The sequence below is a fragment of the Sphingobacterium athyrii genome (genome assembly GCF_003071065.1).
GTDB lineage: Bacteria > Bacteroidota > Bacteroidia > Sphingobacteriales > Sphingobacteriaceae > Sphingobacterium > Sphingobacterium athyrii.
Window position 1 is genome coordinate 1,290,237 of sequence record NZ_QCXX01000001.1, and the last position, 18,917, is coordinate 1,309,153.

Annotated in this window: 15 protein-coding genes; 2 read left to right on the forward strand and 13 right to left on the reverse strand. The window is 40.7% G+C overall.

Annotated elements, in window-relative coordinates:
- Positions 1–54: 54 nt before the first annotated feature.
- The 4 genes from DCO56_RS05560 to DCO56_RS05575 form a co-directional block, all read right to left on the reverse strand.
- Positions 55–726 carry a succinate dehydrogenase cytochrome b subunit gene (locus DCO56_RS05560; protein ID WP_108632959.1) on the reverse strand — a complete coding sequence of 224 codons (672 nt, stop codon included), beginning with the start codon at positions 724–726 and terminating at the stop codon, positions 55–57.
- Between the two features lie 76 nt (positions 727–802).
- On the reverse strand, positions 803–1,555 hold the full coding sequence (locus tag DCO56_RS05565; RefSeq protein ID WP_108632703.1) for an SDR family oxidoreductase: 753 nt from the start codon (positions 1,553–1,555) through the stop codon (positions 803–805).
- Between the two features lie 337 nt (positions 1,556–1,892).
- Positions 1,893–2,891, reverse strand: coding sequence for a DUF6268 family outer membrane beta-barrel protein (locus tag DCO56_RS05570; RefSeq protein WP_108632704.1), 999 nt, complete (start codon positions 2,889–2,891; stop codon positions 1,893–1,895).
- A 66-nt stretch (positions 2,892–2,957) separates the two neighbouring features.
- Positions 2,958–3,800, reverse strand: coding sequence for an AraC family transcriptional regulator (locus DCO56_RS05575; protein ID WP_206531882.1), 843 nt, complete (start codon positions 3,798–3,800; stop codon positions 2,958–2,960).
- Between the two features lie 367 nt (positions 3,801–4,167).
- Between DCO56_RS05575 and DCO56_RS05580 the strand changes: the two genes are divergently transcribed.
- Positions 4,168–4,977 (forward strand): AraC family transcriptional regulator, encoded by an 810-nt coding sequence (locus DCO56_RS05580; RefSeq protein WP_181390464.1) that lies wholly within the window; start codon positions 4,168–4,170, stop codon positions 4,975–4,977.
- Here the strand turns inward: DCO56_RS05580 and DCO56_RS05585 are convergent.
- From DCO56_RS05585 to DCO56_RS05615, 7 genes are all read right to left on the reverse strand, one after another.
- A complete protein-coding gene (locus DCO56_RS05585) occupies positions 4,974–7,418 on the reverse strand; it encodes a TonB-dependent receptor (protein ID WP_108632707.1) in 2,445 nt (814 codons plus the stop codon). The two genes, DCO56_RS05580 and DCO56_RS05585, sit on opposite strands and share 4 nt — an antisense overlap.
- Before the next feature lie 176 nt (positions 7,419–7,594).
- A complete protein-coding gene (locus tag DCO56_RS05590; RefSeq protein WP_108632708.1) occupies positions 7,595–9,805 on the reverse strand; it encodes a DUF4838 domain-containing protein in 2,211 nt (736 codons plus the stop codon).
- A 1-nt stretch (position 9,806) separates the two neighbouring features.
- Positions 9,807–11,339, reverse strand: a complete 1,533-nt coding sequence (locus tag DCO56_RS05595; protein WP_181390466.1) for a YaiO family outer membrane beta-barrel protein — start codon at positions 11,337–11,339, stop codon at positions 9,807–9,809.
- A gap of 4 nt (positions 11,340–11,343) precedes the next feature.
- Positions 11,344–12,780 carry a glycosyltransferase family 2 protein gene (locus DCO56_RS05600; RefSeq protein WP_108632710.1) on the reverse strand — a complete coding sequence of 479 codons (1,437 nt, stop codon included), beginning with the start codon at positions 12,778–12,780 and terminating at the stop codon, positions 11,344–11,346.
- A gap of 24 nt (positions 12,781–12,804) precedes the next feature.
- Positions 12,805–13,941: a hypothetical protein gene (locus DCO56_RS05605; RefSeq protein ID WP_108632711.1), complete on the reverse strand. Its 1,137-nt coding sequence runs from the start codon at positions 13,939–13,941 to the stop codon at positions 12,805–12,807.
- Positions 13,934–14,314 (reverse strand): response regulator, encoded by a 381-nt coding sequence (locus DCO56_RS05610; protein ID WP_108632712.1) that lies wholly within the window; start codon positions 14,312–14,314, stop codon positions 13,934–13,936. The genes DCO56_RS05605 and DCO56_RS05610 overlap by 8 nt, the downstream gene beginning before the upstream one ends.
- Positions 14,315–14,781: 467 nt before the next feature.
- Positions 14,782–15,153, reverse strand: a complete 372-nt coding sequence (locus DCO56_RS05615; protein ID WP_181390467.1) for a DUF2314 domain-containing protein — start codon at positions 15,151–15,153, stop codon at positions 14,782–14,784.
- A gap of 183 nt (positions 15,154–15,336) precedes the next feature.
- On the opposite strand from DCO56_RS05615, the gene DCO56_RS05620 reads away from it, so the two are divergent.
- The gene (locus DCO56_RS05620; protein WP_108632714.1) at positions 15,337–15,798 is read left to right on the forward strand and encodes a VOC family protein; all 462 of its coding nucleotides are present in this window, start codon (positions 15,337–15,339) and stop codon (positions 15,796–15,798) included.
- Between the two features lie 83 nt (positions 15,799–15,881).
- Here DCO56_RS05620 and DCO56_RS05625 read toward each other — a convergent pair whose 3' ends face one another.
- Both DCO56_RS05625 and DCO56_RS05630 read right to left on the reverse strand, forming a co-directional pair.
- On the reverse strand, positions 15,882–17,303 hold the full coding sequence (locus DCO56_RS05625) for a serine hydrolase (RefSeq protein ID WP_108632715.1): 1,422 nt from the start codon (positions 17,301–17,303) through the stop codon (positions 15,882–15,884).
- Between the two features lie 469 nt (positions 17,304–17,772).
- On the reverse strand, positions 17,773–18,915 hold the full coding sequence (locus DCO56_RS05630) for a TlpA disulfide reductase family protein (protein WP_108632716.1): 1,143 nt from the start codon (positions 18,913–18,915) through the stop codon (positions 17,773–17,775).
- Positions 18,916–18,917 lie beyond the last annotated feature (2 nt).

Sequence of the window (18,917 nt, forward strand, 5' to 3'; positions counted from 1 at the left end):
TACTCATGCGTTTATGTAGTTGGCTATAATTCGAATATACGCAATTCTGAGTAATCAATTTATCCACTTAAAATAAATCGACAGTGGCATCAAGAATAATACAAGGGGCACAATTACTGAAAAGCTTGTTCCCATCCATTTTATAAAACCATTGTACCGACGATGCGATATACCGAGCGAAGTAAAAGCACTGGTAAAACCATGCAAGAGATGCCAAAATAAAGAGACACAACCAAATAAATAAACCAACACTTCCAGCGGGTTGCTAAACTTCTCCAGCATCAAATCATAAAGTGGCAGCTCCTCATCATAACGAAACTGGTGAATACGATTTGGTATCCAAAAGTTGGAGGTGTGTATCACTAAAAACAAAAGCAAAAGTGTCCCCAGCAAGGTCATACTCTTGCTATACCATTTTATTTTAGGCGTAGCCAATGGATAAGCATATTTGATGGGGCGCGCATCTCTATTTTTTTTCCATAATAGAAGCCCTTGCACGATATGGAGAACAAATCCAACAATAAGAACGATTTCCAAGGTCCTGATCACGGGATTTGTGGCCATAAAATGTGCGCCAATTGTAAACGTCGCTCCGCCATCATTATAGAATATGAGTGCATTGACCGACATATGCACCAACAAAAAACTAATAAGGAACAGTCCGCTCAATGCCATTGTAAATTTTCGGCCCAAAGAGCTCGTAAAGGTGTTATAAAAACTCTTCATAGTTATAATCTTTTTAAGAAGGGATAGATAGGCTTCGAAATCCAAGGGCATTATCTGCCCTTGGATCGGAATATATTTATTTTTGAGCACTAAGGCGAAACCATTCTTCAAAGGTTAGCTTACCCAATTTTGCATCCGCGGAAGGCACTAAAGTTAATTCTTCCAAGGGCGTACCAAAATATAAGGCATCCTTACTTCCAACAACTTTTTTGGAATTTTCTGTTTTGATCAAATATTGTTGCACCAGGCCTGCAAGTTCAAATTGTTCGGGGCCACCAATTTCCACGATTCCATTCATAGGCTGGCCAAGTGCGAATTCGGTAACAAAAGAAGAAACATCCTCAGCTGCGATCGGTTGTATTTTAGCGGTCGACAGATTGATCACATCTCCATCCTGTGCAGAAGCAACGATGCCGCCTAAAAATTCTAAAAATTGCGTGGAATGAATGATCGTGTAGGGAATGCCTGATTTGACAATAAAATCCTCTTGTACTTGTTTTGCCCTAAAATATCCACTTGCCTGAAGGCGGCTCGTACCAACAACAGACAATGCAATATGGTGTTTAACTCCAGCATTAATTTCGGCTGCCAACAAATTTTTCCCAGAAGTCTCAAAAAATTCCATCACATCCTTGTCCGCAAATGATGGTGAATTAGCAAGATCAATCACCACTTCGGCTCCGTTCACAGCTTCTGCTAAGCCTTCGCCCGTAATCGTATTTATACCAGTATTAGGGGATGCTGCAATAACTTCATGCCCGAGTGCTCTCAACTTAGCTACAGTTTTTGTTCCGATCAATCCTGTGCCTCCAATAACTAAAATCTTCATATTTTTAAATTTAAAGTTTATCAATTCTTTATGGCGACTGAGACAACAGTGAGGCCAAAAGAAACAACTCTTTAATAATCAGATTTTTAAAAAACTACAACTATTTAACAGTTCCTGAAATAAAGTGATATCACCCGAATGATCACTATATATCGTGATTCTGCGTCTTTTAATTGTGTCTAAGAAATAGAGATTCCACCATCCACTGGTATAATAGTGCCTGTGGTCCACTTGGAATCTAAAATAGCTACGACAACAGAAACAATGTCTTCAACATTCCCTCTACGTTGCAAAGGAATTTGTACTAAATCGCCTGAAGGTTCTTTGGTTTAATCATTTATCTCCTGCCAATACGGTAGCTCAGTGCAGCTTTTCCATATGCCATGTTGGAAATAGAGAAATCATTGACTGTCTTTTGTTTGCTGTCGAACAGTTCATAACGATTCAAAAGTCCCATGCCGCCTTGTACCTGAAGCCAGATTCCTCCTATCAGACGTTGATGTACCTGTAGGCCACCATGTATAGTGGAGAACTGCGCATAATCGACTTCCTTACCACTGTAACCACGATAATTTTTCAAATTAAATCGAGTCCAATCTATTGACCCCGCTAAACCAACCTGTGTGTTTGCACTCACACTATAAAGCACATTTAATCTGGGCCAATAAAACTGGGCTAACCATTTGTTATTTGGACTCCGATAATCAATTGATATTCCTGGAGTAATTAAAGTCTCGCCAAAGGAATGTAAAGCATGAACACCAAATCCAATTTCGAGATTCGATTCAGCCCCAAATTTTTTCGATACACCAAGTATTCCGTCCAGGATCAGGTCATCTAAGGAGAGCGATTTTTTAAAATCCGTAGCAAGGGTTGGCATTGCTATTCCCAAAATAGACCATTTGCCTGAAATGGGGTGTCGGATAATAATTACTGATTTTATCTCATGAATTCTTTCAATCCGGTTTGGATCTTCTATCGTCTCGTTGCCATAATTGAAATCCATTAAACGATAATTCAGATTACTAAAAACGCTTGTTCTGCCAATTTTTAAAGGAGGAATAGGCAGCCAGGCATCATAGGTCTTCAGTTGAAATTTATTTCCTGAAAGGGAACTTTCTGAAGGCAGATCTTTAAAGTTAGCTTTACCATGGACAGTGGTGGCAATACCGCCAACATCCTGAATGATCTGACTATTGCTTTTATTTGAAAAGAGGAGCGTTAAAATAAAAATACCAAGATATGACCATCTGGGTGTCATCCGGTTTTTACAATAGGAAGTAAATTGGAGGTCAGTCCTGATGCCAAGGTTTCTAATAGCGATTAGTGTTTTCATTTTCTTTGAATTTAATAATACAAAGGTGGACTGAAAACATGCATTGCTTTAAAACTAAACCACTTTTTACTCGGACAAATCTTGCATAAAGGCAATTCTATATTCGGATGGGGTTACTCCGGTTATCTTTTTAAATAGACGCCCGAAATAGCTAGGATCGCCATAATTGAGCTCAAAAGCAATTTCAGAAATACTCTTGGTCAGGTCCTGCAAAAGCAGCTGGCTCTGCAGGACACTAACTTTATTGATCCATTCCTTTGGACTTTCACCGATGGTTTCCTTGACACATCTATGGAGATAGTTTTCAGAAACAGACAGCTCGCCGGCATAAAATAAGACTGACTTATGTTTCAGATAATATCTGTAAACCAACTCTTTGAAGTTAAAAGTAATCTCTGCACCCCGATTTATACTTTTATTCAGTTCTTTACTTGAGGTAAGAATTTTCTGTAGTCCTGCCTGCAAAAGAGAATAGCAAACACCAAGATTCGGATTTGGGTAATATATCTCAATGCTCAATAGTTCAAACAGAGATGTTAACCATACGCTACTCTCCTCTGACAGATGAATAATTGTATTCGCAGAAAAGAGTTTAATGAGCTCCTGTTTTGACAACAATTGACTGAGTGTCTGATCTTCAAATAAAATCATGTATCCCGCAGCATCTGGGCTGACCTCCTTTAATGAAGTTACGTTTCCTTGCCTGACAAATAAGATTTCATTCTCTTTTATTGACACCAAATTAGCATCTACCTGTTGTTTTGCGCTTCCCCTTGTAATATGAACAATGAAGTTGAACTCGGGTCTATGTAACGGCGTGGGGACTTTAATGAAACCAGATGTTTTTCCGATATCATGTATCTGAACAGGTGTTCTTAAAATTGCAAAGTCAGTTGACATCTCTGACATAAACTGCCCCCTGAAATCTGTTGGAGTTATTCTCTTTATTTTAGTCACAGCACAAAACTATAGGGTAAATGATATCATGTATAAGCTTTCATTAACAAATGAACGGAATTTAGATTTATCATTGTTGTTTTTATTGATAAAATAACTTCATTTTCTATTCTCAAATCATTTTTTTTAAATTCCTCTCCAGACATTATTAAGTCTAAAGGGTTGGGTTCAAGATGCAAAGAATAACTTATGAAATTAAAAATAACAGTAAGGAAGTCCTAGCTGGCTACAGTGATGCTTAAGGCCTGATCTAGGACAATTTCCTTCAATACCACAAAACACGAGGATTTATTTTATTTTTACCTTTCAAATGACTTACATGACTAGCAAAACAATTATCGTAAAAGATAAACTCGAACCCCAGAAATTATTAAAGGTTGTTGCATTTGACAATTCAAAAGCCATAACCAAACCACATAGGCACAATGGATACCTTGAATTGGTGTTTTTATCAAAAACATCTGGAAAACAGCTTATTGACAACTGCAAAAGCCTAGTTAAGACGCCATGTATATTGATTATTCGCAAGGAATCCGTACATTGCTGGGAATTGGAGGTTCCAATCGAGGGCTATGTGCTCTTACTAAAAAAATCTTTCGTAGAACAGAGCTTAGATCTTGAAATCGCAAGGTTAGTCGATGAGATCAGTCAATTTGACATTCTTTACCTAAAAGAAAATAAAGTCATTCCGACCCTTCTGCAATTGCTATCACAGGAAGAAAACAAAATATGTCAGGAGGGATTGTTTAAATCACTTTTAGCTAAAACTCTTGAAAATATTGGCAAGACGGAGCAATCCACATCGGTCTCCAACGACCTGTATGTAAAATTTATTGAGCTGTTAAATACTGATTCGAAAATCATAAACAATGTCGCTTACTATGCAGGCCTGCTCCATACAAGTCCTCAAAATCTGAGTGCAGCTTGCAAGAGAAATGCCAATTACACGGCCTCTCAGGTATTGGCAACTTATATTATCAAAGAGGCGAAAAGGCTTATTTTCTATACCAACAACTCAATCGCCGAAATTGCTTTTGTCTTGGGTTTCTCCGATAAATCAAACTTTTCAAAATACTTTAAGCGATATACGAACTTCACCCCTTCCGAATTCAAGAGACAACATAACTAAAATTCTTTTTCGCCAAACTCACTCTTAGGCAGTTTCAAAAGCTGATTCAGCTTATAAAAATTAAAATTGAGGTTAAGCATCAATATATTCTTTTCATAAATATAATTAGTGGTGGTGAAAAAGTCATTTGAGGATGTCGTAATACGCTGCTCATTGACTCCCCATTTACCAAGTTCAATGAACTGCCATTGAAACTGTGCTTTAATTGCTCCTTTCAAAAAAGCCTTGCTCAGATTAAAGTGGGGGGCGACAAACCTGGAATCCTTTCCCTGTACCGTAGGCCTTTCTGAGAGATAGTTTACCTGCAAACCTGTACTCCAATTATTGGCCAGATCTGCCTGAACCCCAGCGTTCAGGGAATACACCCAGTCACTATTACTGTTTGTCTCCTGATAAGTAAGCACCCGTCCAGATATCTTATAACGATACAGGTTAAGTCCACCGTTGACTCTTAACCAAGGGAGAAGCTTTCCCTCCCCTCCCAGTTCTGCCCCCAAACGGGTAGCATAGTCAGCATTGGTAAACACCCGATTGAGTATTGTATCTGCATACACCGAATTGACCCGTTGGATCGGATTTTTCGTGTGTTGGTAGTAGGTGTTTAAGAATATACTTCCTGTTTTTAACTTCTTCACAATACCAGTCTCGACATTAGTTGTAAATTCTGGAAGCAAGTTGGGATCTCCTTGTTCCAATGTCTCCGAGTGTTCACGTTCGGGTATGGGATTTAGCTCAAAATTATTGTTTCGTTGAACTCGACGGGCAGCAGCAAATTTCCAGGACCAATCCTCGCTGAGGTTATGCATTAAATTGAACGTAGGATACAATTGATGGACGGAATATGGATATTCCATCCCGGTATTGACTAATAGTACATCACGTTGATAATATTCATAACGAAGTCCAAGTGACAACTGCGTTCTTTCAAGTTTATGATCATATTGGCTAAAAATAGCATGCACCGTATTATTTGCATTTAACTTTCCTGTAAATTCGGGTATAAGTTTAATTGCCTCACCTGGCTTTTCCGTGGCAAAATATTCAAAGTTACCTTTCTGCCGATCATTTCTTAGTTGATAACCACTCAATAGCTCCCCATGCGACAATTTCCATTGATGTTGGACTGAAATCCGTAGCCCGTGTAAAGGATTGGTATAATTGTTATTTGTCCATTGGACAGTATCAATCCGATGTTCGATATTCGCGTTCTTGGTCGATCCATATATATTGGCGTATTCATAAATAGCACCTGCCTGCAATAAATGGGTATCACTAAACTTGTACTTATAATTGAAATCGATAAGATAAAATTCTCCCTGTTTATTCTGCAGATTGGAGTTGAAATAATTTATTTTTGAAAGTTCTTCACCTGTTGATGGACGAACTGTTCGATTTGTATAATCGATATCGGCCAGTCGGTCCTGAAATTTCCGGGATGCCAACATACCTAAGTTAATTTGCTGTTTCTTTGATAGTTCATATGAACCATTCAATCTGAGACCAAAATTATACTTGTCAAAACTCCGTTCGCCTTTAGATGGAAAGAACGTCTGCCGGTCGCCAATAATGGTATAAACGCTACCTTCTCTGAAACCAGCATTGTCGTTGCGCAGATAATTGGCCGAGCCGCTCAATTCGAGCTTATTTTTTTTTAGCTGAAAGGAGATATCTCCACCAAATCGTTTTTGTCTCCTCTTGTTCCCATGATTATCTATACTCGGCAATCCACCTTGGAGATTAACTATCCAAGCAAATCCATCCGATGAAGCTTTTTTCGTCCTGAGATTGATAATCCCTCCTTTGCCATCAGGATCAAATTGAGCTGAAGGGCTGGTAATATACTCTACATCGGTTACATCATTAGCTGCGATCTGGCTTAATATTGTCGCAGGATCTAGCAAGGAAGGTTTACCATTGATAAGTACAATAATGCCCGTATTCCCGCGCATGCTTATATTGCCATTCCCATCCACAGCAGCCGAAGGTAGATTTTTCACGATATCCAAAGCTGTACCGCCAACAGCATTTCCATACTGACTAGCCTGATAGCGCTGCCTATCAGCGGAGTGCTTCTGCGCGGCAAGCTCTCCAGTAATCTTTACTTCGGTCAACCGCTGATCCGTACTGACAAGCGCGATTTCAGCTAGATTGGTCTGGCTTCTACCATCGAAGTCCACTACTAGTTTTTTCTGGCGGTAACCGATAAATTTAACCACAATAGCATATTGTCCTCTTTTCAGATCGAAAAATCGGAAACCACCTATCGAATCCGCAACCGCACCATCGACAACATGACCATCCATATCGAGGACAGCGATAGTAGCAAAAGAGATTGGCAAACTTGAGATAGAATCCTTTATACTTCCAAAAAGCAAGGATTTTTGCGCATGCACTACTGTTAGCGTAAATAAAAGGTAGAATAGAATAAAAAATCTTTTCACGGGTGTCTAAGTTTCCCCAAAAATAGAAAAGTTAATAAAGATGGTGTACATACCTGAAAATTATACCACAGTTTTTTCAAATCGACCTTAATCTTACTGAAACAAAATGTTATACCTGGCGTTGCTATCTTTAAAATCGAATAAGAGTGGACGTCTGAACCATCTTCATTCTTATGTTACTCCACCCAGATTTCATCACAGGCGATAGAGACCTTTCGTGTGGGATGATAGCGCCATTCTGGCAAGGAGGGAAATGGTAAGGCATAAACGCGAATTATTTTAACATCATCCGCTACTGGAGCTTTAAATTTGACTTTCTGCACCGTATAGTCCTCGTCTATTTCTTCAATTTTAGAGGAAAGTAACTCCTTAAAATTTTCACCATCTTTTGAAGCCGTGATACGGATCTCTTTTGGAATAAAAATCCAATGCCGTGCATCCTGAAGGAAATTGAGTTCTATAGTGTCCACTTTTTTTTTCTTTTCGAAGTTAAAGGCAATCTCCATAGGTTCTCCAGTCCATAAGAGCCAATTATAGCTATAATCCAGATAGCCGGGGACACGATCAGTCAGGGTCTGCATACCGTTGGCAGGGAATGAAGGGTCAAAAGGGTATTTCATCGTCATTTTTGCTTCAGCAGCTTTATTCACACGTACTCCTGTGCTAAATATCTCGCTCCATTCTTTCGCATATTGGTTGGGTGAGCCACCGCCCTCGGCAAGTTCAGCTACGCCGAGTTTCTTGGCATCTTCAACAAACTGTTGCAGCTTGCGCTGTACATTCGGCCTTACGTGCCACTCTCCATTCTCATTGCTAAATATCCCATGTTGACGTGGCCCATAAAAACGTGCCTGTTGTAAATAGGTATAATCCAGACCTAGTCCCAACCGTCTGATACGTTGTTCCAATACCAGGTTGCCTTCACTCCATATTTCAGCCTTTTCCAGTAATGTACTATAGTGATCCATTTGCTCCGGACTTAAATAATCCTTCCTATTATCAATGGGATTTCCATAGATCGATAGCGCTGATGAGGCAGCAGGCAGAGCCTTTCGCCGAGCATTGAGGTAGGCTTTGACAGCTTGACCGGCCTTGCCATAATAAGCATTTACAAATTCATCCGTAAGCTGTTCTTCAAAGATCGTATTGTCCCACAACAAGTGGGACAGAATATAAGCATTTAGTTCAGCCATATCACTATAGCTAGCACCCCCACCCTGCAAAAACACGCCCTCCACGCCTTGCTGTTTTAAATAACCCAGACTTTTTTGCAATGTTCCCTGAATAGGAAAAGGAACCAGATAATTTGTAAACTGTGTTAAATAATCCCATACAAAGACATGTGCAGCTTTGGATTTCCAATCACGCAGCTGCCTGCGGAATGTCGCTGCAGAAGGTTCGTTGCCAATATCACCTTTACGAAAAGCATCAATATTGCTTAATATCACCGAAACATTATTCGCCACGCGTAGATGGGCGGGGGCATTCGCTGTCTGTAAGTATGCGAGCGTTGTAAATTGATTATCCGGAAATTTAGCGGCTACTTTATTCACAAAATAGATCAATGACCCCTGGGCTCCGCCTTCGCGTTTATCAATCGCTTGACAGCGATCACAGGTGCAGCTACCAATGTCATCATTTTGCGCTATCGACCAGTATTTAGCTTGCGGATTTTCAAGCATTCTTTGCCTGAAATATGCAACGGTATGTTCAAAAACAGCTTCGTTGGAAAGGCAGAGCTGGGTAGCTTGTCTTTTCCCATGATACAGCGAGTAGTATTCGGGATGTTCTTTAAAATACACGGATGGCGGTAATATCTTGTTGAAGGTGTGTCCCCAGTCGCCCCATTTTTCTTCTAAATTATGCAGTCCATACCAGTCCAAATATTCCTGATCCAATTCGATCGGGAAATAAACTTCGCGAAACTGGAAGTTAGGTTTCGCGAAAACGTGAAAATCGGCATCCACCACCAGCGAAGACAACTCGGGAACGAAGGTATTCTCCCTACCGGTATACCATTTCCTTGCACCGATAATATCTCTCACGTAACGGTAAGCGCCATAAAGAACCCCTTTTCCACTACCTTTAATATACATATTAGCCCCTTTAAACTGTATCGAATAGCTGTCTTCCGGGTAGCTTTTGCTTAGCTGCACCTGCTCCAGTATAATTGCCGGCCGATCCTGTTCCCGGGCCTGCAATTCAAAGCCCGTCCCCGTGCTCAATAAGGTAAATTCGTTGATTACCGCTGCTGCTTTCAGCAGGGCCGAGTTGTTTTGGTCAGTACGGATAACATAATTGGCCACACCTTCATTCACCAATGTAATCCGTTCTTTAGCCTGAGCGATTGTTGTGAAAAAAAACAGCGCTAACATATACTTCCACATATTAAAAATATTTCCTTAATGAAAGATTCAGATCATACTGATTGATAAATCTGTTTTCAGCCACCTTATAATAACTCCATCCACCCATAAGCGTAAATCCCCAGCTTTCGATACGATGTTGCCATCCGGCGTTGACTGATCGTGACAAAAAACCAAACCTGTCGTTTAAAAATTGGTACCGAGAAGGATCATCCGGAGATGTTCCGATATTAGCAATGACGGTGACATAAGAATTAGGCTTTTCACTATTGTAATAGTGCCTTACTGCCAGCGAGTAGGCCTGATTCCAACGCTGTTCATCATGCAACAAAAATCCCCGGAGATAGACAAAGGTCGGCCCAAGATACCGGCCTACCGAGGCCACCATGCCATAGTTTCCGTTATGGTCTGCCGATCGCACGTAACGCCCGCCTACATCAAAGAGCCAGGGGCCGGCCTCCCGATAAAGACTATATGCCGCCCGCCATGTCGGAAATACTGTTCCATCGGCCCAAGACAAATGATGATAGGCATATATTTTTGCGCTATAATTCAACCAAGCATCCAATCCCACCTGATACCCTTTTTCTCCTCTTCTGTTTCCATAGTTAAACTGACCAATGAACATACCCTTTGTGCCCACTTTCTTCCCATATTCCACTCCAGAAATAAAGAAGTGTCCGTTGGGCCTATCTTGTGCGCTTTGGGTATGATTTAAGCCGACATAGAAGCTATAGGGTAAATTTTCCCGGTAGACTTTTGCCTGTTGACGATAACGTTCCACTTGTGGTGATTGCCGCGACAGTCGTTGCATATAGGTCAGAGCGGTCTGATAATCTTTATTTGCAACAGCGATATTCGCTAACTGTTCTTGTATAAACACGGTACTATCCCCTTTATCCCAAAGCATCTCATAGCCACTTTTGGCTTTATTATAGTCGTTAACGGACATATAAGCACTGGAGCGGAGGTATAAATACCGGTTATCGCCAGCATCTGCCCGCTGCATACTGTCCGAAATTGATATGGCTTTTTGCAGCTCTCCACGTGAAATACATTTTAGGCCTTCTTTGTACCAATTGTCGATGTTATTGTTGACAGCATTTCGCATGCTCCTAGCTTCATATTCCCGGTAAGCAGCTGCCAGCTCCATATCATCAGGAAATCGCGTGCGTGCCAGCTGCCAAACTTTATCGGCTTTGTCTAGATCGCCTTTCGCTTCATACAATAATGCTAGGGGCGAGTAGCAGTCTTTATACTTCGCATCATTTGCCATTACCTTTTCGAAATACGGAACAGCCCAATCTCCCCGGCCCATCTTTTGATAACTCAGTCCCAAAATATAGTTAAAATCGGTGTACTGCGGGTATTTTACCAACACGGTGCGGCTCAGCATAACCGACTGATCAAGCTTTCCCTCATGCAGATAGCTGATTGCCTGCGGCACCAAACTATCCACATCGCATTTTTTATTTTGCCAGATCACCTGTGCGGAAATGGTATACGCTAACAAGGATTGCAAGAAAACGACCATCAATATCAATAATTTTTTCATTGCTCTATTTTTTAGTCCCATTCGGTGATAAGGCTGTTAAGGTACCTTTGCGTTTCATTTCTCCCCAGGCATGTTTTTTACCGAAAAGCTCCTGTATATATCCTTTTATGGAACTGTATACAATGATCGGATGATATATAAAAGGTTCTAAAAATACAGTAAGGCATAAGCGGACAATATCCTCCCTGCGCTTGTAATACTTATAGACATAATTGTCCAACAAGATCGAAAAGCTGGTTAAAAAAACCGAAAACGCATATACGAAAATCAGTAACAGGATGGCCATCTGCCAATTGATACCATTTGTCAAGATCAGGTAGATATAAAAGAAAATACCCAGAATTTCCATAACCGGCGCGAAGAATTCAAAAATGGCATTGTAGGGAAATACGACCAGCCCGAACCTTTTATAGCTGGGATTGAAGAAAGCCCTGCGATGGGTGCGCATGATCTGCATCAAGCCCCTAGCCCACCGGATCCGCTGTCGGGTCAGCATTTTAAGGCTATCCGGCCCCTCAGTCCAGCATAATGTCTGGGGAATATATTTGACCTCATATTTTTCGTTATTGTCGCACATCTTCATACACATCCTGGTCACCATCTCCATATCCTCCCCTAGGGATTTTGGGTCATACCCACCCGCCATGATAAGTATTTCCTTGTCAAATAAGCCAAGGCCACCAGATACATTGGGGATACAATTCAGGTAATTCCATCCCATTTTACCGAGAAGGTATGACCGGATATACTCCATCTCCTGAAATCGCGCCAAGATGGGTTTAGGTAAGGCTGCTTCGACCAACATCCCTGAGTCCACATAGCTTGAATTGGACATCCGTAAAGTGGCCCCCACGGCGATGACCCGTTCTTTAGCGTCCAATACCGCCTCCATCAGATATACCAGTGTATCATTGGCAAGCACGCAGTCAACATCTGTATTCAATATGTACGGAAAAGCCGCAACGTTTATCCCTGCATTGACCGCATCCGCCTTGCTTCCACCGTTTATCTTGTCAACGACAGTCAGGTGTTTATGGGAAATATCACGCGATTTATAAATGGCTTTAATTTCCTTACAGGGAACCAAATAATCGACCAGAAAATCGACCGCTACCAGATCAAATTCTTTGATCAGTTTTGCCAAAGTATCATCCTTACTTCCGTCATTAACGATAACCACCTCATATCGCGGATAAAACAGCGTCATCAATGAACGCACGTTATTAACGATAGTCACGGACTCATTATAAGCAGGTGCGACAATACTTACCCCTGGCGCAATTTCCGATTCCATCAGCGTCTGGACATGTCTAGAACTGTGTTTTTGGAGATTCCTACGAATTGATAGCCATGACATGCGAAACAGCATCACATATACGACCAGCAGCAAAAGACAGTACAATCCAAAAACAAACTCTACTGAAGAAATAAAATGTGTCATATCAAACCCCTTCCTTTTAACTCTTTAAATGTAATGGACCATTGGGTGATTAACATAGCGGATGAGTTTACTTTCTACGCGATCCACCTGTTCATCTATTTTTCGCAAAAGCGGTATACTGTAAGGCCTTTGAGCGACCAATGAGCGATAAGCATGTTTTCGCAGGCTTAATGGCAAATTGCTGTCCATAAACAATCGGTTCAGAAAATCATTGGATTTTCCTTGTCCGACACGGCCGAGTGCCTTTAGTATTTCCAGCTTGGCTGCCAAGCTGCTTTCCTCTGTATATAAATCCTGCAATCGCTCCTCACTATCCTTAGCCAATAGCTTTCCCAACGAGTTAATGGCTTTTAAAGCAGTTTTTGATTCTTTATTGGCAGTAATTAATGCCCAGAGCCCAGCTTCGTTTAACTCCTGATAGTAGACCATCAGGTCCATGAACAAGCTGTTAACGGCAAAGGACTTTGACACATTCAACCATTGCGAAAACATATAGTTACCGTAATAGTCTCCCTGAACAACCGTCTGAAAGATATCGAGCGCCTGAAGCTGACTGATCCCAATTAGTCCTTCAAATACCCTGTCAAAGGCCTGTTCGCCTTCTACTTGCAGGAGGTATTTAGATGCTGCGACACGGATTTCAACCTGAGGGCTTTTGAGCAGCTGATCCAGGATCTTTTCCTGAATGGGTACCTTCATCAAGGCCAAATTGGCCAGAGATCCCACTGTTGTCACCATGTTTGCGGCCGAATGTCTGATTTCATATTGCGCTTCTTTATCAAAGCCCAACTCATTGAAAAGACGCCGCAGACTCTGCCCTTTCTCTCCGCCGACGGTGAAGATAAACTCGTGTATAATATGCCGGACCACATTACCTACGAGCTTATTATGCAAGTCCAGTCCCAATTTATCCACTGGGAAATGACTGGCCTTGTTGTTCACCAAAATCTGCTCATAGATAAAATCCCTTAATGCCGGATAGATCCGGGAATAGACATTCCGATATCGATAATCACGGTAATAAAAGAAGGCGATTCCAATTAGACAAATAGTCCAAAACAACACGCTCAAAAGCAGGGCTACGGTAACAAGTACCGCCCAGCCGTCACCTTCAAAAAAGGCGCGAATATCACGGATGATATGTACCAATGTGCTAAGCATGGCCAATTCTCAAACGTACACGTGAAATCAGCTCGGTAGGCGATATAGGCTTTTTCATATAATCGTTTGCCCCCACTTCAAAACCCTCAACAATACTGTTGTCGTCGTGATAGCCCGAAATAATTATAACCGGTACCTGATTATTTGTATTGCTCTTTCTGATCCGGTCTATAATTTCAAAACCATTGGCAAAGGGTAGTGCCAGATCAGTAATGACCAGATCAATTGATTCGTCCGAGACCAGAGTAAGAGCTTCCTTGCCTGATTTGGCTAGGAGTAGATCATACCCCTCACGTAAAAGAACAAATTGCATGGTGCCCAACAGAATCTCATTATCTTCGACAACAAGGATTCTCTTTTTTTTGTCCCACATAGTGTGTTTATATTAGTTTTTCATGGTGAAACAAAATTTGATAAAAAAAAAATCAATCTCTGTAGTGGAAGCACTACAGACTCGTTTAATGCATTTAAACTGCATTAATCACAAAAAACAACCAATAAAATGACATTAAAAAGACAATAGAAACAAAATTTGTATCAACTTCTAGTTGAGCTATTATATAAATTTAAACTCTTAGGATCAATCGCATCAAAATTGCTATAAGTCAACTCCGCCCCACTTTCTGCCATATCACTAGCGCTGTTTCTACCTAACACTCAGCGCTATATTGTCCTAATTTGGCCTTGTGAAGTCAGCAGATGAACAATACGGAAGGTTCATACTCTCGACCAACTTAATTAGTAATTGAAATATTTATAGCGCATAGTTATTTTATACGCAAAACAACAATAGGGCATTGTTCGGTCTGCATTTGAGGTATTCACTGGCTGGAACAATAGCTAATCTTCTATCGTAAAATCGATCGATCTGTTGAATTCTTCTTTTTCCGTTTCTGACAGCTGGTCACGCATGGCGCGGATCGTATATCCGCCGCGTAATACTTCTTTATCCAGATACATCCAATCTGATATTTTTTGTTTATCAACGACTACGGTGTCACCGATAGCTACCTCTTTTGTAGAGACGGGGCTGTTATGGACAACACCCGTAAATTGACCATTTAGATAGCTGAGATTTCCTACCCAAATGTGCTCCAAACTGTTGTCGGGTGTATCAAACGCCAGTTTGAGGGCAAAACCTTCATACCCCTCTTGCGGTTTTTGAAAAGCTTGTTTAATTTCTTTTCCTATGCCAAGTTGACCGAAAAACAAATCGTTTAAATTTGTAAGACTGTAAATGATCAAAATATAGATAGGATGAATAGAAGAACCTCAATTGTTTGTTTACCGATTTTAAAAAATCGCCGGAAGATACCTGACATAAATTTAAACAGCTGGGGATAGTCGATTTTTCAGGTCCTAAGAAAATAAAAAAATAACCAAAATATAAAAGCTATGCAAAAGATAATTCCAAACCTATGGTTTGACAGCAACGCACAGGAAGCCGCAGAATATTATCTGTCGGTTTTCAAAGATGGTAAGATCATCAATATTACTTATTACCCGAATTCAGAAACCGAAGGACTGGCTGATTTCCAGAAGGATTTCGCGGGGAAAGTACTTACCGTTGAGTTTGAAATTCTGGGAATGCGTTTCATCGGGATCAATGCCGGACCGATATTCAAATTTAACGAAGCTATTTCGCTGATGATCCCCTGCAAAGACCAGACTGAAATAGACTACTATTGGGAAGCACTTACATCGGGTGGAGGACAAGAGAGCGTCTGTGGCTGGCTGAAAGACAGATACGGATTAAGCTGGCAGGTTTCTCCTGAAAACTGGGCGGAACTCAACAAAAGACCCGGTGCATTCAAAAAAATGATGGGAATGAAAAAGATCATTATTGCTGATTTCTAAAAACAAGGTAACGACAAAGTCCATGTTCCAGCGCTATAAACTGGAAAAGAAGCTTATGTGCTGGTACATTGGGCTTAGTTGTGCTATAAGCAATGTTCAAATATCGAAAATCCGATAGTCGAGACATCTAAGGCAGCATTGGACAGAATAACAATTGCTTTTTGGGATTTATCATCAAATGCAACAAAAGACCTAAATCCGCCTGTACCTCCAGAATGATGAAATATCTTTCTGTTTCCAGCTTTTTTAATACGCCAACCCAACGCCATACTTTGATCATTATCCACAAAAGTTATCTGATGGGTCAAATGAATGGCTTTTGTCAGTTTATTCTCGGAACCTAACTGTGCCTCCATAAAAGTAATCATGTCATCCAATGTCGATCTTATGGCCCCAGACCCCGCCAAAGATCCCAAGTGCCAATACGAGGTTGGTCTTCCTTTTTCATTGTATCCTTGTATGGCACCGGCATCTTTTAATGATGTATTTTTCATTCCCAGGGGCATACAAATATTGTCAATGACCAATTGTTCAAAACTTTTATTATTATGGCGTTCTAATGCTACACCTAATATACCTGCGCCTAAATTTGAGTAAGAAAACTTGATTCCGGTTTGAGACAAAACTTTATATTTTTTCAAAAAATGGAAGAGCGAATCTACCGTGTAATGACTATATGGATCAGCCAGAATAACATTGGTCGTAAAAATATTCTCCGGGAGCCGAGGGAATCCCGCGGTATGATTGGACAGTTGCACCAGTGAAATCGGATGACCACGCCATACTAAACGAGGAATAGAATCGGGCAGATATTTACTGATCGGATCGTCCAATTGCATATTGCCGCCAACTACTTCTTTTGCCAATAAAAGTGAGGTGAAAATTTTTGTAACCGAACCGATCTCAAAAATACTTTTAGAAGCGTGCGGGAGTTGATTGCTTGTCTTAGCGATAGTCCCATAACTATATTTTCTTTGCTGCTTTCCATTAATTACCGCTAACATAACACCTGCGGTAGCGCCCTTTTGGATATACGGCCTGACGAATTTTTCAACCAGTAAATCTACGGAGTCTTTTAATGGATTATTGCTCCCGACCACGAAATTCTTATCTTGTATGACAAATGGAATTTCTTTGAAATTCATCCTTAGGACCCGCTTTTCATGATCGAGCAGAACAGAAAATAATTGGTCAGAGTTTTCAAATTTAATGGTATAATTGTATCCGCTGGCAGTCGAATCAACAAAAGAAAACTGCTCCATTGCGCCCACATTTGCCACAAATTTCTTCATACCCAGTGAAAACTTTTCTTTTGAAATTTTAGCCTGATAGATGGCAGATGATCGCCCATAGATCTCACCCGATTTTTTTTCATTGAAAAGCCCTTGAAACTCTTTCATAAAAGAATCGTAATCGGAACGAGTAACTTGGGCAGGCAAGAACTGAACTGAAAGCAGAAATAAAACAAGGAGAACGTAAAACTTATAATTTAGTTTAATTTTCATTTTATTACTAAATCAACTCATTCGCCAAAAACGCAAGAAACTTATAATGAACAAATTAAACATGTCATATATTTAGAGCTTGTTCAAAATCGGACAACTTATGTTCATTTATGAACAAGCTAAAAAGCTATTTGGATAAACTCTAAAATCGACATGTGATATCAAGGCCTTGTTACAAAATATGCTATTAATATCTGGAGTTCCACCGAAATTGGATATATCGAGTTACCAGCCGCTTCCATATTGTTAGCCCCCCAACGGTTCATAAATCGCATTAAACGAATTGTAAATCCCTTCATAAATAAGACAAAACCTCTATATATGTAAAATTGGAAGGCCTGTAATACTTGCCGTTATTAGGAAACTTATAAAAAAAAGAAGCCGTATCTAACTTTTAACGTTTTGATACGGCCTCATTCCTTTCTAACCAAACATATGCCAGCACAGGATAGCTGGTACCGGCAAAAATCTATTTTGCAAAAATTTCTACCAGTTTTTTATCTAGCGCCTCACCACGCAAATATTTAGCGATGATTTTGCCGTTCGGATCCACTAAGAAATTCATTGGGATTGCCTTCACATCGTACATCACCCCGGCTTCATTTTCCCACCCTTTGAGATCTCCGACCTGTTTCCAGGTAAGTCCATCATCCTGGATCGCTTTTAACCACTTCGCCTTATCGGCCGCCTTATCCATCGATACGCCCAGGATCTCAAATCCTTCTTTTTGATATTTGGCATATGATTTTACCAGATTCGGGTTTTCCCGTCGGCACGGTGCACACCAGGATGCCCAAAAGTCGATCAACACATATTTTCCACGGTAATCGGACAACTTCACGGGTTTACCGTCAACATCAGGTTGTGTGAAATCCTGAGCCTCCACCCCTTCGCTTGTTTTTTTGACCAATGCGATGCGCTTTGCCAGGTCTTTCCCGAGGATGGAAGCCTGTAGGCTTGGATCTAATGTGGCAAATATCTTTTCGGCTTTAACAGCATCGAATTCAGGCGGTAAAGTAGAATTAAAAGCCATTAATCCCATATAGCTTTTTGGATTCCTGGCGACATAGTCCAATTTGGCGTCAATCGTCTGCTGCTGTATCGCATTTGCCCGATCCTCCAATGACTTGATATATTTCGGATCCTGCTGATCCGCAAGAGATTTGGCCTTATACTCATTATTCAAAGCCTCATATTGATCATAAATCGGTTTTAATAACGCATTCACGCGCTCGTTCTCCGCATTTAAAGGTGATCCCGAGATTTTGGCATGTTTGATGGAATCCGCGGCCACAAATTTAATCGTTGCTCCCTCAATTAAAAATGGCAGTATATCTTGTTTCGGTGGTTTGGCCGGATCAAAAGGAGCATTGTCGTGGATTATACGCAAATGCGCTTCCATCGGTGATGGGATACTTCCCTTAAATTCAAATTTTCCATTTTTCATCTCAACCGAATCGATCCGTTCTTTTCCGTCGTAATTAAGACGCAGGTAAGCTTTCGCTGGCTTATCTAATTTGCCTACTGTACCCTGTATTGTATAGTTTTGTTGTGCATATCCCAATACCGGTAATACACATGCCAGGGCCAGCGCCCATTTCATATTCTTCATAT

What these genes read in the sequence shown, in the direction of transcription:
- DCO56_RS05630 (WP_108632716.1), bottom strand. Translation starts at nt 18,915, where the DNA reads ATGAAGAATATGAAATGGGCGCTGGCCCTGGCATGTGTATTACCGGTA.
- DCO56_RS05570 (WP_108632704.1), bottom strand. Translation starts at nt 2,891, where the DNA reads ATGAAAACACTAATCGCTATTAGAAACCTTGGCATCAGGACTGACCTC.
- DCO56_RS05580 (WP_181390464.1), top strand. Translation starts at nt 4,168, where the DNA reads ATGACTAGCAAAACAATTATCGTAAAAGATAAACTCGAACCCCAGAAA.
- DCO56_RS05610 (WP_108632712.1), bottom strand. Translation starts at nt 14,314, where the DNA reads ATGTGGGACAAAAAAAAGAGAATCCTTGTTGTCGAAGATAATGAGATT.
- DCO56_RS05575 (WP_206531882.1), bottom strand. Translation starts at nt 3,800, where the DNA reads ATGTCAGAGATGTCAACTGACTTTGCAATTTTAAGAACACCTGTTCAG.
- DCO56_RS05590 (WP_108632708.1), bottom strand. Translation starts at nt 9,805, where the DNA reads ATGTGGAAGTATATGTTAGCGCTGTTTTTTTTCACAACAATCGCTCAG.
- DCO56_RS05595 (WP_181390466.1), bottom strand. Translation starts at nt 11,339, where the DNA reads ATGAAAAAATTATTGATATTGATGGTCGTTTTCTTGCAATCCTTGTTA.
- DCO56_RS05620 (WP_108632714.1), top strand. Translation starts at nt 15,337, where the DNA reads ATGCAAAAGATAATTCCAAACCTATGGTTTGACAGCAACGCACAGGAA.
- DCO56_RS05560 (WP_108632959.1), bottom strand. Translation starts at nt 726, where the DNA reads ATGAAGAGTTTTTATAACACCTTTACGAGCTCTTTGGGCCGAAAATTT.
- DCO56_RS05565 (WP_108632703.1), bottom strand. Translation starts at nt 1,555, where the DNA reads ATGAAGATTTTAGTTATTGGAGGCACAGGATTGATCGGAACAAAAACT.
- DCO56_RS05605 (WP_108632711.1), bottom strand. Translation starts at nt 13,941, where the DNA reads ATGCTTAGCACATTGGTACATATCATCCGTGATATTCGCGCCTTTTTT.
- DCO56_RS05625 (WP_108632715.1), bottom strand. Translation starts at nt 17,303, where the DNA reads ATGAAAATTAAACTAAATTATAAGTTTTACGTTCTCCTTGTTTTATTT.
- DCO56_RS05600 (WP_108632710.1), bottom strand. Translation starts at nt 12,780, where the DNA reads ATGACACATTTTATTTCTTCAGTAGAGTTTGTTTTTGGATTGTACTGT.